11 protein-coding genes are annotated in these 16,307 nt (G+C 69.1%); 6 read left to right on the top strand and 5 right to left on the bottom strand.

What is annotated here, in order from left to right; genetic code table 11:
- Window positions 1-119: 119 nt before the first annotated feature.
- On the bottom strand, window positions 120-944 hold the full coding sequence (locus BUF17_RS00635; protein WP_073625295.1) for a 3'(2'),5'-bisphosphate nucleotidase CysQ: 825 nt from the start codon (window positions 942-944) through the stop codon (window positions 120-122).
- Window positions 931-2,322 (bottom strand): TldD/PmbA family protein, encoded by a 1,392-nt coding sequence (locus tag BUF17_RS00630; protein WP_073625294.1) that lies wholly within the window; start codon window positions 2,320-2,322, stop codon window positions 931-933. The genes BUF17_RS00635 and BUF17_RS00630 overlap by 14 nt, the downstream gene beginning before the upstream one ends.
- 462 nt (window positions 2,323-2,784) lie before the next feature.
- On the opposite strand from BUF17_RS00630, the gene BUF17_RS00625 reads away from it, so the two are divergent.
- On the top strand, window positions 2,785-3,336 hold the full coding sequence (locus BUF17_RS00625; protein ID WP_073625293.1) for a DUF6101 family protein: 552 nt from the start codon (window positions 2,785-2,787) through the stop codon (window positions 3,334-3,336).
- A 54-nt stretch (window positions 3,337-3,390) separates the two neighbouring features.
- Here BUF17_RS00625 and ubiA read toward each other — a convergent pair whose 3' ends face one another.
- Window positions 3,391-4,362: a 4-hydroxybenzoate octaprenyltransferase gene (gene ubiA / locus BUF17_RS00620; RefSeq protein WP_210215371.1), complete on the bottom strand. Its 972-nt coding sequence runs from the start codon at window positions 4,360-4,362 to the stop codon at window positions 3,391-3,393.
- 371 nt (window positions 4,363-4,733) lie between these two features.
- On the opposite strand from ubiA, the gene BUF17_RS00615 reads away from it, so the two are divergent.
- The 3 genes from BUF17_RS00615 (at window position 4,734) to purD (ending at window position 7,684) form a co-directional block, all read left to right on the top strand.
- Window positions 4,734-5,855: a hypothetical protein gene (locus BUF17_RS00615; protein WP_073625291.1), complete on the top strand. Its 1,122-nt coding sequence runs from the start codon at window positions 4,734-4,736 to the stop codon at window positions 5,853-5,855.
- Window positions 5,856-6,000: 145 nt separating this feature from the next.
- Entirely contained in the window at window positions 6,001-6,243 is a 243-nt protein-coding gene (locus BUF17_RS00610) for a hypothetical protein (RefSeq protein WP_139282359.1), read from the top strand.
- A 166-nt stretch (window positions 6,244-6,409) separates the two neighbouring features.
- On the top strand, window positions 6,410-7,684 hold the full coding sequence (purD, locus tag BUF17_RS00605; RefSeq protein ID WP_073625289.1) for a phosphoribosylamine--glycine ligase: 1,275 nt from the start codon (window positions 6,410-6,412) through the stop codon (window positions 7,682-7,684).
- Between the two features lie 54 nt (window positions 7,685-7,738).
- Here purD and BUF17_RS00600 read toward each other — a convergent pair whose 3' ends face one another.
- Window positions 7,739-8,788, bottom strand: coding sequence for an alpha/beta fold hydrolase (locus BUF17_RS00600; protein ID WP_244530751.1), 1,050 nt, complete (start codon window positions 8,786-8,788; stop codon window positions 7,739-7,741).
- A gap of 214 nt (window positions 8,789-9,002) precedes the next feature.
- Here BUF17_RS00600 and BUF17_RS00595 point away from each other — a divergent pair, with 214 nt between their 5' ends.
- A complete protein-coding gene (locus BUF17_RS00595) occupies window positions 9,003-9,476 on the top strand; it encodes an Hsp20 family protein (protein ID WP_073625288.1) in 474 nt (157 codons plus the stop codon).
- Between the two features lie 117 nt (window positions 9,477-9,593).
- Here BUF17_RS00595 and BUF17_RS00590 read toward each other — a convergent pair whose 3' ends face one another.
- Window positions 9,594-10,643 (bottom strand): threonine aldolase family protein, encoded by a 1,050-nt coding sequence (locus BUF17_RS00590; RefSeq protein ID WP_073625935.1) that lies wholly within the window; start codon window positions 10,641-10,643, stop codon window positions 9,594-9,596.
- A gap of 778 nt (window positions 10,644-11,421) precedes the next feature.
- Between BUF17_RS00590 and gltB the strand changes: the two genes are divergently transcribed.
- Entirely contained in the window at window positions 11,422-16,173 is a 4,752-nt protein-coding gene (gene gltB, locus BUF17_RS00585; protein WP_073625287.1) for a glutamate synthase large subunit, read from the top strand.
- The last annotated feature ends 134 nt before the right edge of the window (window positions 16,174-16,307 follow it).

The following is a 16,307-nucleotide window of genomic DNA, read 5'->3' as shown; positions in this document are numbered from 1 at the left end:
TTGCAGTGCGGAATCGCCTTCGCAGGCGCCGCACGCAACGCTCTAGCAGCAACGTCCGCGTGCCGGAAGCCGCTCCCGTCGCCGCACCCGCTTCCGAAGCGCTGCGGCGACCGCGCCGATTACGAACGGGGCTGGCCGTCCGCCGCCATGTGTGTCGAGAAGAACGACAGCAGCGGGCCTGAAAGAGCCTCGCCGCTGGCGATCAGCGGCGCGTGGCGGACATCGGCCGCATTGTAGCGCACCGGCCCCCCCGAGAGTTCGACGAGACGGCCACCGGCTTCGGACACCAGGAGGTCCGCGGCCGCCAGGTCCCAATCGCACGCCCGCCCGCTCGCCGCAGCGCCATCGATGCGGCCGCACGCGACCAGCGCCAGCCTGTAGGCCAGCGAGTGCACGAACGGCACCGCCTCCATGCCGGCGCGCGCAAGCAGTTCGCGGCGCACGAAGCTCTTCGGCGCGGCGATGCGCGCGCCCTCGAGCGTGGCCGCACGGCCGGTCGAAAGCGGCACGCCGTTGAGGCGCGCGCCGAGGCCGCGGCCGGCGAGAAACATCTCGTCCCGCGGCGGGCAGAACAGCGCGGCAGCGACCGGTCGGCCGTTCTCGACCATGGCGAGGCTCACGGTCCAGTCCGGCAGGCCGGCGATGAACGCCCGGGTGCCGTCGATCGGGTCGACCACGAACAGCCGGTCGTGGGAAAGCCGGGAGCCGTCGTCGGCGGTCTCTTCGGAAAGCCAGCCGAGATCAGGCCGCTCGCCGAGCAGGCCGTTGCGCAGGAAGGCGTCGACGGCGAGATCGGCCTCGGTCACGGGCGAGGAATCGCCCTTGGTCCAGATCTGGGGGTCGGCCTGAAAATAGCCGAGCGCGATCCGGCCCGCCTCGCGGGCATAGGTGTCGAGCAGGTCCAGGTCGGCGGCGCGAGCGTTCTCGTCCTCAACGTCCGGCAACGGTCATTCCCTCGATGGCGACGGTGGGTGCGTTCGTCGCGAAGCGCAGTTCGAGGTCGTTCGCCGGCCGCGCGGCCACGAACATGTCGCCGAGCCGGCCCGCGATGGTGACCTCGCTCACCGGATACGCGATCTCGCCGTTCTCGATCCAGAATCCGGCAGCACCGCGGCTATAGTCGCCGGTGACGATGTTGGCACCATGGCCGATGAGGTCGGTGACGTAGAAGCCGGTGCCGATTTCCTTGATGAGGTCCTCGGGCGACACGCTTCCGGGCGACAGCGTGAGATTGGTGGTGCCCGGCGAGGGCGCACCGGCTCCACGCGCGGCGCGGCCGTTGGTGGCAAGGCCGAGTTCGCGGCCGGTGGCGGAATCGAGCAGCCAGCACTGCAGCACGCCGTCCTCGATGAGCGACAGCGGGCCACCGACGATGCCCTCGCCGTCGAACGGCCGCGAACCGAGGCCGCGCGGCCTCGTCGGATCGTCGGTGATGCGGATGCCGGCGGCGAACACCCGCTCGCCCATCCGTTCCTTCAGGAAGCTCGTGCCACGGGCGATCGAAGCCGCGTTGATCGCGCCGGCGAGGTGGCCGATCAGGCTGCCCGCGGCACGCGGCTCGTAGACGACGGTGGTGCGTGCCGTCGGCACCTTGCGCGGCGCGAGCCGGCGCACCGCGCGCTCGCCGGCGATGCGGCCGATGACATCCGCATTCTGGAGATCGGCCCCGTGGATCGCCGAGGCCGACCAGTAGTCGCGCTCCATGCCGGTGCCCTCGCCCGCGACCGCCGTGGCCGAGCGGCCGTGGCGCGTCGCGACATAAGAACCGGAAAAGCCGTCGGAGGTGACGAGCACGAGGCCACCGAGGCTCCAGGCCGCGCCGGCACCGCCGGACCGCGTTACGCCGGCGACGCCGAGCGCGGCGGCCTCGGCCTCGAGCGCGCTCTCCGTCAGCGCCTCCACGGCCGGAACAGCGGGATCGAACAGGTCGAGCGCCGCCGCGGCGGCCGAGACGGCTTCGCGAGACGCGATCAGCGCCCGGTCTGCAAGCCCGGCGAAACGATCCTCGGGGGCGACGCGCGCCATGGCGACAGCCCGCTCGGCGATCGCCTTGGGATCACCGAGAGCGTTGGTGGAAACGCTGGCGCTGCGGCGGCCGACGAACACGCGAAGCGCGAAATCGTCGCCCTCCGACCGCTCGCTGTCCTCCACCGCGCCGTCGCGCACCGAGACGGAGACGGACACGCCACGCACGACAACCGTGTCGGCGGCGTCGGCGCCGGCCTTGCGGGCGGCCTCCACGAGCGCGGCGGCGGCATCTTCAAGGCGCCTCGGATCGAGATAGTCGGTGCCGGTGCGGTCGAGTTCGGTTGCGGCGGCCATCGCGGAAGCAACTCCGGTTCGGCGCGGCGCCGCGGCCATGCGGCCGGGTGGCACCACGCGAGGAAAGCGCGGGACGGGCGAGCGGCAAGGCCAAGTCACCGGCCCAAGTCGCGAGGCGACCTGCCGGCCCGTTTCGCATGACCCGGGATTTACGGTTCCAAGCGCGGCGGAACAAGGCCCGCCGCCGCGATAATCCCGCTGGTTAAGAGGCTTTTGCCGGCAACGCCCGCAATTGGAAGCGGACAGGGAACCTTTTCCTAACCCTCCGGTTTGGAACCTTCGCGCGGCGGGCCGACGGGGGCCGCGCGTTAAGACCTGCAAAACTCTCCGGAGCCTAGCGTCGGCTCATCGAAAGCGCCCACAGGGGCATGGCGGGACAGCCGGTCACGCCAGGGGAAAATCGGCGCGCCGACCGGGTCTGCCGGTCGACCTGCCGGGGCGATGAAGTCGAGGAGAACGGCCATGAGCGGACACAGCCACGCGAGCGTGCCGCAGAGCGACCTGCAGGTCCGCAGCACGGAAGCCGAACGGCTGCTGCCGCGCGAGGGCGTGCGCGCCGCAGATGCCGGCCCGGTCTATCTCGGCGACACCGGCGCGGTGTTCAAGCGCCGGCTCTACGGCCTCACCACAACCGTCGTGGTGCCGTTCGAGAGCTTCACCGGCGTCGCCGTGCGCTTCGAGCCGGAGGGCGGCGTCGTCCACATCGAGTTGATCCATCCGGCGCCGGCGATGAACGTGCCGCTCGACACCGTCTACGATCTCGACCAGGCCGCCCGGCTGTGGCGCCGGTGGTCCCAGACGCTGGCGCTGCCGATGATGATGTTCGAATCCGACGGCAGCCTCATCCGCGCGCCGCTGGAAGACCGGCCCGACGACGTGCGCCCGCCGGCCCCGCGCCGCTTCGGCCGCCAGACGACCCGCCGCCGCCCCCGCAGCGTGTGGACCCGCGGCCGCTTCACCCCGGCCTCGTCCGCCGTTCACGCCGAGGAACGCGAGATCATCGCCCGGGACTGAAACGACGAACCGGAAGGCCGCGGGCCTTCCGCTGAGGCCGTCAAGCCACTACCCTCAAGGCCACTGGCGGGCGAGGCAATCGGCAACGAGCCCGAGAAACAAGAGCCAGCCCGCAAACGAATTCGACTTGAAGATCGCAAGGCACAGGTCCGGATCGTCGATATCGAGCCTGACCACCTGCCAGCCGAGCTGGACGCAGAACGCGGCGAATCCCACGAAGGCCGCGACGCCGGCCCCCGCGGTCCACAGCCCCGCCCCCATCAGCACCGCCGTCACTACGAACAGCATCGCAAGCGCCGGACGGGTCCTGCGCCCGAACAGAAGCGCGGTCGAACCGATGCCGACAAGGGCATCGTCCTCCCGGTCCTGATGGGCATAGATGGTGTCGTATCCGATGGTCCAGACCACGGCGCCGAGATAGAGCAGCACCGCCGGCAGGTCGAGGCGGCCGAACACCGCCGCCCATCCCATCAGCCCGCCCCATGAGAACGCGAGCCCCAGCACCGCCTGCGGCCAGTGCGTCACGCGCTTGGCGAACGGATAGGCCGCGACCACGAGAAGCGAGGCAAGACCGAGCCCGAACGTGAAACGGTTGAACTGCTGGAGCACCAGCGAGCCGACCAGGGCCTGGAGCACGAGGAACAGTCCCGCCTGCCGTGCGCTGACCTGCCCGCTCGGGATCGGGCGCGAACGCGTGCGCGCCACCTGGGCATCGATCTTGCGGTCGACGATGTCGTTGTAGGTGCAGCCGGCGCCGCGCATCGCGATGGCACCGACAAGGAACAGCACCAGATGCCACGGGTCCGGGAACCGCGCGCCCGATGCCCCCGCGGCGAGAGCGGCGGACCACCAGCACGGCCAGAGCAGCAGCCACCAGCCGATCGGCCTGTCCCACCGCGCGAGCCGCGCATAGGGCTTCACCGCCGCTGGCGCGAAACGGTCGACCCAATTGCCCCGCGGTGCGTCCGCCACCGCATCGTCGTTCGTGCGCACCATCGCGACGCCCTCTCCGGCTCCCGGATCCATCAACCGAACCGTGCTTAAACCCGTCCGTCCCGCCCTTGTCCATCAGCCTTTTCCGGACGGTCGCGCGGCGGCCGGGTTCCGTCGCGAACGAAGCAACGTCGAGGAAAGGCCTTCATGTTCCGATGGACGGACGCAGCGATCCCCGCAATCCGCAGTCATGCCGTCGGCGTGCGCACGCGAGGTCAAAATCCGATTGCAGAAGCCCCTCTGCGAAAGCTCCGCCGTGGCCTGGAAAGACTGACACGACTCGATCTTAAGTCGCATTTGCCAAGGAGCCGGTCGCATTTACCAACGACGGGCTGTTCCTCCGCGCATAGTTTGCGTGCGAATGTCATATGGCAGCGATACCATGAGGCTGTGCGGAGGAGACGATGAGAAAAGAACCGGGAAAGAGACGCCTTTATCCGGGAGAGAAGCTCGTCGCCGCCGCCGGCTATCCCGCGCTGACGAAGTTCGTGGACGGCGACGGCAGCCGCCCGCTCGTGGTGTTCATCACCGGCGGCGGCGTGCTGGCGCGTATCGCCTATGGAAGCCCGGAAGGCTGCCCGCGTGATTTCCTCGCCCATTGGCTTGCCGAGGCGGGCCACCCGTTCCTCGCCCTCTCCTATCCGCTCGACAACCCGGTGTTCGATTCAGTCCATCCGGCGTTCTCGGTCCGCGACTGGGGCGCGCAATCGGCCGAAATCATTGCGAAGACGGTGAAGGCGAACAGGTTGCCGGCGGATGTCGTCGTGCTCGCCTGGAGCATGGCGGGACGGATCGCCGAGCCGCTCGGCAGGGCACTCGGGCGGCACGGCATCGGGGTGGAACTGTTCGTCGCGATGGCCGCAGCCGCCCCGATGCCGGGCCTGCTGCCGGGCCTCGACCGCCTCCGGCCGACGGCGAACGGCCTCGGCGACCTCTCCGGCGGATTCAACGAGTGGCTCGTCGCGAACCTGGACGGCCAGCGTGGCGCAGACGGAATGCCCGTCGTGGCGGAGGACCAGTTCCGGGCGGAGTTCACCGGCAACGTCCCGGTCAATCTGTGCGCCACGACGCTGCGTTATGGCGAGAACGGCTTTGTCGCCGACGGGGCTGCCGACCTCGCCGACACCGGGGCCCTGAACTATGCGGGTTTCCCGCCGCTCGCAGCGATGACGCACCGCTCAGTCACGGATGCACGCCATGCGCTGGCCGACCGGGGCGCGTGGGGCTTCTACATCTCGCAGACGCTCTGCGAGCGCTTTCCGCTCGCCAAGGCCGGTTTGCTCGGCAAGTTGCCGGCGGAGACATGGAACCGGCTGACGGCCTTGATCGCGGTCGCGCCGGGCGAACTGACCGCGACGGTTTCCGGCAATCACCTGTTCTTCGTGGGAGAGCGCGGCGCAAAGGAAACCGTCGAGGCGCTTGGGCTGCTTCGCGCCCGCGCGCGGCGCCTGCACGACGCTCTCCGCGAGATCGCGGACATGGCCGAGAAGGGGCTGGAACGTCGCCCGGCCTATGCGCTCCACTGATCCTGCGCGGTCATCGAGTGCAGGCGATTCGCGACCGCCCGTAGCGACGAACCCCGGGGAAGCCCCTAGCGACACGGCCGTTTGACCGCGCGGTTGAGAGGCCGGGCCTCTTCCAGTTAGACTGCCGGAAACCGCAACGCCAACAATGGGGTACGCCATGTGGGCCATCGTCGTCGTCACCCTCGGTCTTCTGACCGGGCCGCAGACATTCGTCGTCACCGATGCCGGCACCTTTCCCGACAAGGCGAAGTGCGAAACCGCCATGTCTGAAGGGCTGCGCACCGGGCTCGACAACGATCCGGAACTGAAGGCGGCGTATCACGACGGCTACCGGCAATATGTCTGTGTCCGCGTCGAGGAAATCGGCGCGGCGCACGGAGCGAAGTGACCCCGGCCGCGGGCCGCCGCCATGTGCACCGGTGACGGCGCGCCGGCCCGCGTTTTCGCTGCCTCCGCCGTGCACGGCGGCGTCGCAATTGCACGATCCGCGTGATAAAGGCTCGCGACCGCCCGATGGCGGCAAACCGACCTGAAGCCCACGGATCTGAAGCCCGATGAACGTTCTCCTGATCGGCAGCGGTGGCCGCGAGCATGCACTCGCCTGGAAGCTCGCCCAGTCGGCCCGCCTCGACCGGCTCTATGCCGCGCCCGGTAATCCCGGCATCGCAGAGCACGCGACGCTCGTCTCGCTCGATCCGGCCGATCACCGGGCCGTCATCACCTTCTGCGAGGAGGCCGCCGTCGGCCTCGTCGTGATCGGGCCGGAAGTGCCCCTGGTGGCGGGACTGGCGGACGACCTCGCGGCCGCCGGCATCAACGTGTTCGGCCCAAGCCGCGCCGCCGCACGGCTCGAAGGCTCCAAGGGCTTTACCAAGGACCTTTGCGCCCGGGCCGGCATCCCGACCGCCGCCTATGGCCGGTTCTCGGACCTCGCCGCCGCCCGCGCCCATCTCGAAAAGGTGGGCGCCCCCGTGGTGGTGAAGGCGGACGGGCTTGCGGCAGGCAAGGGCGTGGTCGTCGCCGAGACGCTGGACGAGGCCGTTGCTGCGCTCGAGGCGTGCTTCGAGGGCGGGTTCGGCGCCGCGGGTGCGGAGGTGGTCATCGAGGAAAAGCTGACCGGCCCCGAAGTCAGCTTCTTCGCGCTCTCGGATGGCGAGACGGTCGTGCCGTTCGCCACCGCGCAGGACCACAAACGCGCCTATGACGGTGACCTCGGGCCCAATACCGGCGGCATGGGCGCCTATTCGCCGGCACCGATCCTGACGGCCGATCTCGCCGAGCGCACCATGGCCGAGATCGTGCGCCCGACTGTCGCGGCGATGGCCGCCGCCGGAACGCCCTTCAGCGGCGTGCTCTATGCCGGGCTGATGCTGACCGACACGGGTCCGCAGCTCATCGAATACAATGTCCGCTTCGGCGATCCCGAGTGCCAGGTGATGATGGCGCGGCTGCAGTCGGACCTTCTCGACGTGCTGCTCGCGGTCGCCGAGGGGCGCCTCGGCGAGATCGGCCCGCTCGAATGGAGCGACGATGCCGCGCTGACGGTGGTAATGGCCGCCAACGGCTATCCCGGAAAGGTTGAAGCCGGCACCGTGATCGCCGGCATCGAGGAGGCGGAAGCACTGCTTCCCGGCGGCGCGGTGTTCCACGCCGGCACCCGCAAGGTGGATGGCAAGCTGGTGGCCGCCGGAGGCCGCGTGCTCAACGTCACCGCCCTCGGCCACGACATCGCCGAGGCCCGGACCCGCGCCTATGCCGCCGTCGACAGCGTGGTGTGGCCGGGCGGCTTCTGCCGCCGCGACATCGGCGCCGCCGCGGCGAAGGCATAGGGCCGCTTTCGCCGTCCGCACGGCGCACGCAGTTCGGATAAGCCGCGGCGGCGGTCAGTCGCCGCCGGCAACGAACGCGTCGAACGCGGCCCAGAATTCGGCGCGCAGAGCGTCGCGCTCCATCATCAGCTCATGGCGCGCCCAAGGCACCAGCACGGTGCCGCCCGCCGGCAAGAGCCTGCCGAACCGCTCGATCGCATCGGGCGCCACCACCCGGTCCGCGCCGCAGGCGAACAGCAGCGTCGGGGTCGTCAGCCGAGCGATCAGGTCCGGCTTGTGCAGGATCAGCATCGCGTCCCGCGCCGCCTTGACCCATCCGAAGGTCGGCGGGCCGACGACGAGCCCGGGATCGGCCGAGAGATAAGCGCCGATGCGGGCGAACCGCACCGGATCGGACGTCAGCGGATTGCCGTCGAAGGCGAGTTGCGGCGGCTGCGGGCGGGCCCGTGAGGGCCGGCGGCCGAACCCGGCGAGACGCGCCGCGCCGATCACGAGACCGAGCATCCAGCCGGGCATGCCGATTCCCGAGAAGCCGATCAGCGGCGCGACGGCGACGATGCGGTCGATGTCGCGCTGGAGGCGGTAGGAGGCCATCAGCGCAACCGTGCCGCCCGCCGAGTGGCCGAGCAGCACATAGGGCTTCGGGAGCGGCAGGCCGTCCGTCGGGCGTTTGGCGACGCGGATGACCGTGTCGAGATCGGCGACATAGTCGTGGAAGCTCGCGACATGACCCCAGTTCTGGCCGCGGATCAGCCGGCCCGAGTGTCCCTGACCGCGCGGCTCGTGCACCACGACGGCATAGCCGCGGGCGCGCAGATCGGCCACGACTTCGAGATATTTCTCGATGAAGTCGGCGCGGCCGAGCAGCACGAACACGGTGCCGCGCGGGGTGGTTCCGGGGTCTGCCCGCCAGCGCGCCAGCCGGAGCGGCACGCCGCGACGACCCTGCACCATCTCGACGACGCCGCCGGAAGGCACTGGCGCACCCTCGAGCGCAAGCAGGCTCGCCTTGCCCGCAATGCCGGCCTTGGCGAGATCGGCCGCCGTCGAGGCGACGGGCGCCGCCCCCTCTTCTTCCCGGCCTTCCGCATCCGGCGCGGCCACGGTCAAGCCCCCTCTCCGGCGCGGCAGCCAGCCGCGGATGGCTTCGCTCCGGCGATCGCATGCACGCCGTCGACGAGGGTCTTGAAGCCTTCGGAGGGCATTCCTATCTCCCGTTTGCGGACGCCAGACGGGTCCGCACCGATGCCGACCTCCCGGCCATGATGGCGGGAAATCCGGCAATCAAATCGCACTCGTTGCTCCAAAGGAGGACATCATGCGTCACTTCGATCTCAGCCCGCTCTACCGTTCCACCGTCGGATTCGACCGCCTGTTCCAGGCGATCGACCAGTTCGCCGGTGCCGATAATGCCGCGCCTGCCTACCCGCCCTACAATATCGAGCGCACCGGCGACAACGCCTATCGCATCACCATGGCGATCGCCGGCTTCTCCGACAAGGACCTCACCATCGAGGTTCGCGAGAACACGCTCAACGTGAAGGGCGAGAAGGCGGAGGCGGCCGAGGAAGGCCGCGCGGTTCTCTATCGCGGTATCGCCTCGCGCGCTTTCGAGCGCCGGTTCCAGCTCGCCGACTACGTGGTCGTGAAGGGCGCCAGCCTTGAGAACGGCCTCCTGCATATCGACCTCGCGCGGGAGATTCCCGAGGCGCTGAAGCCGCGGACCATCGCGATCTCCACGCCGGCGGCGAACGCCCGGCAGATCGAGACCGCGGTCGAACAGGCCGCCTGAGCGGAAGACGGAAGACGGGCGGGGCTCTCGGGCCCCGCTTTCGTCGCCAGCGGCGCTCCCGCGGGCGACTGCAAGCCCCGGCCTCGACCGGGGCTTTTTGTTTGCCGCACCGCCGCTTCAGCCACTCGCCGCCGCCAGGAACGCGTCGACGTCCGCCTCTGTGGTGGCAAAGCTCGTCACCAGACGAACACGGGTACGCTCCGGCCCGGCGGTGTCGCCGAAGCTGGCGTCGGGCCATTCGTAGAACGCGGCACCGGCCGCGAACAGGCGCGCCACCATGTCCCGCGGCAGAGCCGGAAACAGCTCGTTCGCCTCGGGCACGAACGGAAACGTGACGCCCGGCACAGCTGCAAGACCCGCGTGGAGGCGCCGCGCCATCGCGTTGGCGTGGCCGGCAAGGGAGAGCCACCGGCCGCCCTCCAGCAGCGCGGCGAACTGCGCCGACACGAACCGGCTCTTGGAGAAGAGATGGCCGGCGCGCTTGCGCAGATAGGGAAGGTCGTCGACGCCGTCCGGCGTGAACAGTACGACGGCTTCCGCCGACCAGGCGCCCGTCTTGGTGAGGCCGAACGACAGCGCGTCGACGCCGGCCCGCCATGTCAGATCCGCGGGCGAGACGCCCAGCGTCGCCAGCGCATTGCCGAGCCGCGCGCCATCCATGTGCAGCTTCAGGCCGCGGCTGTGGACGACCTCTCCGATGGCTGCGACGTCCGCCGGCGAATAGACGGTGCCGAGCTCGGTCGCGTTGGTGATGGTGACGGCAGCGGCACGGCCGTGATGCACGTTCGGCGGGCCGAACCGGTCGAGCGCATGCGTCAGTTCGCCGGCATCAAGGCGGCCATGGTGCCCGGGAACGCCGATAAAGCGCGTGCCGGGCGACAGGAACGCCGGGGCGTTGCATTCGTCGGTCATGACATGGGCTGTCTCGTGGGCGAACACCACGCCACCCGGCGGCGAGAACGCAGCAAGCGACAGCGAATTCGCTGCCGAGCCCGTCGCCACGTAGAACACGGCGACCTCGTGCTCGAACACCTCGGCGATCTTCGCGGTCACCGCCGCCGTGCCGCCGTCGTCGCCATAGGCCGGAGCGGCACCCGAGGCCGCCTCCGCCAGCGCACGGGAAACGGCGTCTGGCACACCGGCCCAATTGTCGGATGCAAAGTGCATATCGATATCCTTCCGGTGCGGCACCGCGCCGGCCATGGTCGGCCCGGCAGAACCGCCCGCCTTCGCAACTGAGACTGCGCCGCGGGAGAGATCGGCGACGCGGGCGACCCTACCCCTTTCGCGGCGGCGCCGGAAGTCGAAGGCGGCGACGCGTGCGCGAAAGCGCCACCGCACGGTTGCGCCCGGACGGCCGCCGTCGCCACCTTTGGCACCGGGCGCGCGCCGGACGTCGCCCTGCAAAAAACGCCCGTCTGGTGCGACATTACGGAAGGAGCTTGATTTAGGACATGGACTTGCTTGGCGGCGCCAAATCTGGCAATTATGCGCCACTAAAAAGGACAGGATTACTGTCCCATTTTTCTCCGCACCCCAACGGTGCGAACGTCCGGGAAGGCGCCCAGCCGGCGACAGGCTGGGAAGGCTCTCCGACCGCGACCGGCAAGGCGATGCACCCGGCGGATGGCCGGCCGCGCGGTCCCGAATGCCCGGCACGCCGCTTGCATCGACCACGGCGGCAACGCCGGGCCGAATGGTCGCGGACGCGCCGGCGATGAGTTTTTGATCTGTTCAAAGGGCTGGATGCCGCCCACAATCCGGCGTCCGCCCGCGTGCCCGCCTCCCCCCGCCCGGCACCGGCCTCGATGGTCGACCCGATCGCGGGATGAGCGGACACGGACGAACCGCTGACTTCGAAACTGGCCCGGCGCCTGCCGCCGGCGCTGGAAAGATGGGCAAGGCCCTGGATCCCCGGGGCCGCTAGTGTAGGGAGCTCGCGACGATGAGCGAGGGTTTGAGCGCGATGGAGAGGGTGGTGTCGGTTCATGGGGCTGGCGCCGCCACGAAACCGAATACGGCCCTGGACCACCGGCTGCAAACGCCTGGCGGCTCGCGAGCCAATGGCCTGCAGGCCTCCGGCGGCGGCCTCTACCGGCCGGACCGCGAGCATGATTCCTGCGGCGTCGGCTTCGTCGTCGACATGAAGGGCCGCAAGAGCCACCGCATCGTGCGGCAGGGTCTGGAAATTCTCGCCAACCTCGAGCACCGCGGCGCGGTCGGCGCCGATCCGCTCATGGGCGACGGCGCCGGCATCCTGATCCAGATCCCCCACGGCTTCTTCGCCTCGGAGGCGGAGAAGCTCGGCTTCGATCTGCCCGCGCCGGGCGATTATGCCGTCGGCTGCGTGTTCCTCCCCAAGGAGGAGGCGAACCGCCGGCATTGCGAGGAGGTGTTCCGCCGCGTCGTGGAGGAGGAAGGCCAGATCTTCCTCGGCTGGCGTGATGTGCCGGTCGAGCAGTCGTGCCTGCCGCCGAGCGTCCTGGCGACGGAACCCGTGATTCGCCAGGTCATCATCGGCCGTGGCACCAACTGCCCGGATGCCGCGAGCTTCGAGCGCAAGCTGTTCGTGCTGCGCAAGGTGATCTCCAATATCATCTACCGCGATCTCGGCGCGTCCCAGGGCGAAGCCGAGGGCTTCTACGTCGTGTCGCTGTCGTCGCGCACGCTCGTCTACAAGGGCATGTTCCTGTCCTGGCAGCTCGGCGCCTATTACAAGGACCTGAGCGACGAGCGCGTGGAATCGGCCATCGGCCTCGTCCACCAGCGCTTCTCGACCAACACCTTCCCCTCCTGGAAGCTCGCCCATCCCTACCGGATGGTCGCCCACAACGGCGAGATCAACACCCAGCGCGGCAACGTCAACTGGATGGCGGCGCGGCAGGCGTCGGTCGATTCCGAGCTGTTCGGCAACGACATCTCCAAGCTGTGGCCGATCTCCTACGAGGGGCAGTCCGACACGGCCTGCTTCGACAACGCGCTCGAGTTCCTGGTGCAGGGCGGCTACTCGTTGCCCCACGCCGTGATGATGCTCGTGCCCGAGGCGTGGGCCGGCAACCCGCTGATGAACGAAGAGCGCCGCGCGTTCTACGAGTACCATGCCTCGATCATGGAGCCGTGGGACGGACCGGCCGCGATCGCGTTCACCGACGGCCGGCAGATCGGCGCGACCCTCGACCGCAACGGCCTGCGGCCGGCGCGCTATTTCGTCACCGACGACGGCCTCGTGGTGATGGCGTCGGAGATGGGCGTGCTGCCGATCCCCGAGGACCGCATCGTCACCAAGTGGCGCCTCCAGCCCGGCAAGATGCTGCTGATCGACACCGTCGAGGGCCGCATCATCTCCGACGAGGAGATCAAGACCACGCTCGCCCGCGCCAACCCCTACAAGGCGTGGCTGAACCGCACGCAGATGGTGCTGGAGGACCTGCCCTCGGTTCCCGGCCGGCCCGCGCGTGCCGACGTGTCGCTGCTCGATCGCCAGCAGGCGTTCGGCTACACCCAGGAAGACCTCAAGCTTCTGATGGCGCCGATGGCGGTGATCGGTCAGGAGGCGATCGGCTCCATGGGGACGGACACGCCGATCTCCGCCCTCTCCGACAGGCCGAAGCTGCTCTACACCTATTTCAAGCAGAACTTCGCCCAGGTCACGAACCCGCCGATCGATCCGATCCGCGAGGAACTGGTGATGAGCCTCGTCTCGTTCATCGGTCCGCGGCCGAACCTGTTCGACCTGAAGGGGACCTCCAAGCGCAAGCGCCTTGAAGTGCGCCAGCCGATCCTCACCAACGAGGATCTGGAGAAGATCCGCGCGATCGACGACATCGACGACAACCACTTCCAGTCCAAGACGCTGGACATCACCTATGGCACCGAGCGCGGCGCGGCCGGTCTCGGCGATGCGCTCGCGCGCCTTTGCGAGCGGGCGGAGGCGGCGGTCCACGGCGGCTACAACATCATCATCCTGTCCGACCGCATGGTCGGGCCGGACCGGATCCCGATTCCGGCGCTGCTCGCCACCGCCGGCGTGCACCACCACCTGATCCGCAAGGGCCTGCGCACGTCGGTCGGTCTCGTCGTCGAATCCGGCGAGCCGCGCGAGGTGCACCATTTCTGCGTGCTCGCCGGCTATGGCGCGGAAGCGATCAATCCCTATCTCGCCTTCGAGACGCTGGTTGCCATGCGCTCCGGCTTCCCGACCGAGGTCGATGAGAAGGAAGTCGTCTACCGCTACATCAAGTCGATCGACAAAGGCATCCTGAAGGTCATGTCCAAGATGGGCATCTCGACCTATCAGTCCTATTGCGGCGCGCAGATCTTCGACGCCGTCGGCCTGAACTCCGATTTCGTCGACACCTACTTCTTCGGCACCGCGACCACCATCGAGGGCGCCGGGCTGGAGGAGATAGCCGGCGAGACCGTGCTTCGCCATCAGTCGGCGTTCAGCGACGATCCGGTGCTGCGCCGGGCGCTGGAGGTCGGCGGCGAATACGCCTATCGCCTGCGCGGCGAAGCGCACATGTGGCAGCCCGACGTGGTGGCGACGCTCCAGCACGCCGTGCGCACGGACTCGCTCGAGCGCTTCCGCCAGTTCTCCCGCCTCGTCGACGAGGAAACCGGGCGCTACACCGTGCGCGGCCTGTTCCGTGTGCGCACCGCCGGCGAAGTCGGCCACAACCGCGTCGATCTTTCCGAGGTCGAGCCGGCCTCGGCGATCGTGCGCCGGTTCGCCACCGGTGCCATGTCGTTCGGCTCCATCAGCCGCGAGGCGCACACCACGCTCGCGATCGCGATGAACCGGATCGGTGGCCGCTCGAACACCGGCGAAGGCGGCGAGGAGGCGGAGCGCTTCAAGCCGCTGTCCAACGGCGACACCATGCGCTCGGCGATCAAGCAGGTCGCCTCAGGCCGGTTCGGCGTGACGACGGAATATCTGGTCAATGCCGACCAGATCCAGATCAAGATGGCGCAGGGTGCCAAGCCCGGCGAAGGCGGCCAGTTGCCCGGCCACAAGGTGGACGCGACCATCGCGAAGGTGCGCCACTCGACCCCGGGCGTCGGCCTGATCTCGCCGCCGCCGCATCACGACATCTATTCGATCGAGGATCTGGCGCAGCTGATCTTCGACCTGAAGAACGTCAACCCGTCGGCCGACATCTCGGTCAAGCTGGTGTCCGAGGTGGGCGTCGGCACGGTGGCGGCCGGCGTGGCCAAGGCGCGCGCCGATCACATCACCATCTCCGGCTATGAAGGCGGCACCGGTGCCTCGCCGCTGACGTCGCTGAAGCATGCCGGATCGCCCTGGGAAATGGGTCTCGCCGAGGCGCACCAGACCCTGGTGCGCAACGGCCTGCGCTCGCGCGTCGCGCTCCAGGTCGACGGCGGCCTCCGGACCGGCCGCGACGTGGTCATTGGCGCCCTGCTCGGTGCCGACGAATTCGGCTTCGCCACCGCGCCCCTGATCGCGGCGGGCTGCCTGATGATGCGCAAGTGCCATCTCAACACCTGCCCGGTCGGCATCGCCACCCAGGACCCGGTGCTGCGCAAGCGCTTCAAGGGCACCCCGGAGCACGTCATCAACTACTTCTTCTTCATCGCGGAGGAAGTGCGCGAGCTGATGGCGGCGATGGGATATCGCAAGTTCGACGAGATGGTCGGCCAGAGCCAGATGCTCGACCAGACCCCGCTCATCGCGCACTGGAAGGCGAAGAAGCTCGACGTGTCCGGTCTGTTCTACAAGCCGGATGCGCCGCCGGAAGCCATCCGCCACACCGAGCGGCAGAACCACCCGATCGCCGAGGTGCTCGACCGCAAGCTGATCGCGGAGGCCATGCCGGCGCTGGAGCGCGAGGAGCCGGTGCGGATCGAGACCGCGATCACCTCCGTCGACCGCTCGGCCGGGGCGATGCTCTCGGGCGAGGTGGCGCGCCGCTACGGCAACGCGGGCCTGCCTGACGATACCATCAAGGTGACGCTGCGCGGGACGGCCGGTCAGGCCTTCGGCGCGTGGCTCGCTCAGGGCGTGACGTTCGAGCTGATCGGCGAAGGCAACGACTATGTCGGCAAGGGCCTTTCCGGCGGCAAGATCATCGTCCGTCCGCCGGAGGTGAGCCGCATCGTGCCGGAGGAGTCCATCATCGTCGGCAACACGGTGCTCTACGGCGCGACAGAGGGCGAGGCCTATTTCCACGGCGTCGCCGGCGAGCGCTTCGCGGTGCGCAATTCCGGCGCGGTCGCGGTGGTCGAAGGCGTGGGCGACCACGGCTGCGAGTACATGACCGGCGGCGTGGTCGTCGTGCTCGGCCAGACCGGGCGCAACTTCGCGGCGGGCATGTCCGGCGGTGTGGCCTACGTTCTCGACGAGGACGGTTCGTTCAGCCAGCGCTGCAACATGGCGATGGTCGATCTCGAACCCGTGGCCGAGGAGGACGAGCTTCTCGAACGCCTCCATCACCACGGTGGCGACATGGAGTACAAGGGCCGCGTCGACATCACCGGCGACATGACCGGTCACGACGACGAGCGGCTCTACCAGATGGTGTCGAACCACCTCGCCGCCACCGGTTCCGCCCGTGCCAAGACGATCCTGGACAACTGGGAGACCTACCGTCCCAAGTTCGTCAAGGTCATGCCGGTCGAGTACCGCCGTGCACTGATCGAGATGGAGCGCGCGCGCCTCGGCATCGCGGCGGAATGATCCGGCGCGCCGCCCCTTTGCGGGGCGGCGTCCAATCCCCGATATCGTCCGATGGGCCTGCCGGCGCCTGAGCGCCGCGCCTATCGCTTCGGCTGGGGCACGATCGGCAGGAACGAGGGCTCGTCCTGCCGCCT

The organism is Pseudoxanthobacter soli DSM 19599, from assembly GCF_900148505.1.
Classification (GTDB): domain Bacteria; phylum Pseudomonadota; class Alphaproteobacteria; order Rhizobiales; family Segnochrobactraceae; genus Pseudoxanthobacter; species Pseudoxanthobacter soli.
This window is presented reverse-complemented; position numbering and strand designations above follow the sequence as displayed.

Excerpts from the sequence above, each read along its gene's own strand:
- purD (WP_073625289.1), top strand. The coding sequence starts at position 6,410 with ATGAACGTTCTCCTGATCGGCAGCGGTGGCCGCGAGCATGCACTCGCC.
- gltB (WP_073625287.1), top strand. The coding sequence starts at position 11,422 with ATGAGCGAGGGTTTGAGCGCGATGGAGAGGGTGGTGTCGGTTCATGGG.
- BUF17_RS00595 (WP_073625288.1), top strand. The coding sequence starts at position 9,003 with ATGCGTCACTTCGATCTCAGCCCGCTCTACCGTTCCACCGTCGGATTC.
- BUF17_RS00625 (WP_073625293.1), top strand. The coding sequence starts at position 2,785 with ATGAGCGGACACAGCCACGCGAGCGTGCCGCAGAGCGACCTGCAGGTC.
- BUF17_RS00615 (WP_073625291.1), top strand. The coding sequence starts at position 4,734 with ATGAGAAAAGAACCGGGAAAGAGACGCCTTTATCCGGGAGAGAAGCTC.
- ubiA (WP_210215371.1), bottom strand. The coding sequence starts at position 4,362 with ATGGATCCGGGAGCCGGAGAGGGCGTCGCGATGGTGCGCACGAACGAC.
- BUF17_RS00630 (WP_073625294.1), bottom strand. The coding sequence starts at position 2,322 with ATGGCCGCCGCAACCGAACTCGACCGCACCGGCACCGACTATCTCGAT.
- BUF17_RS00610 (WP_139282359.1), top strand. The coding sequence starts at position 6,001 with ATGGGGTACGCCATGTGGGCCATCGTCGTCGTCACCCTCGGTCTTCTG.
- BUF17_RS00590 (WP_073625935.1), bottom strand. The coding sequence starts at position 10,643 with ATGCACTTTGCATCCGACAATTGGGCCGGTGTGCCAGACGCCGTTTCC.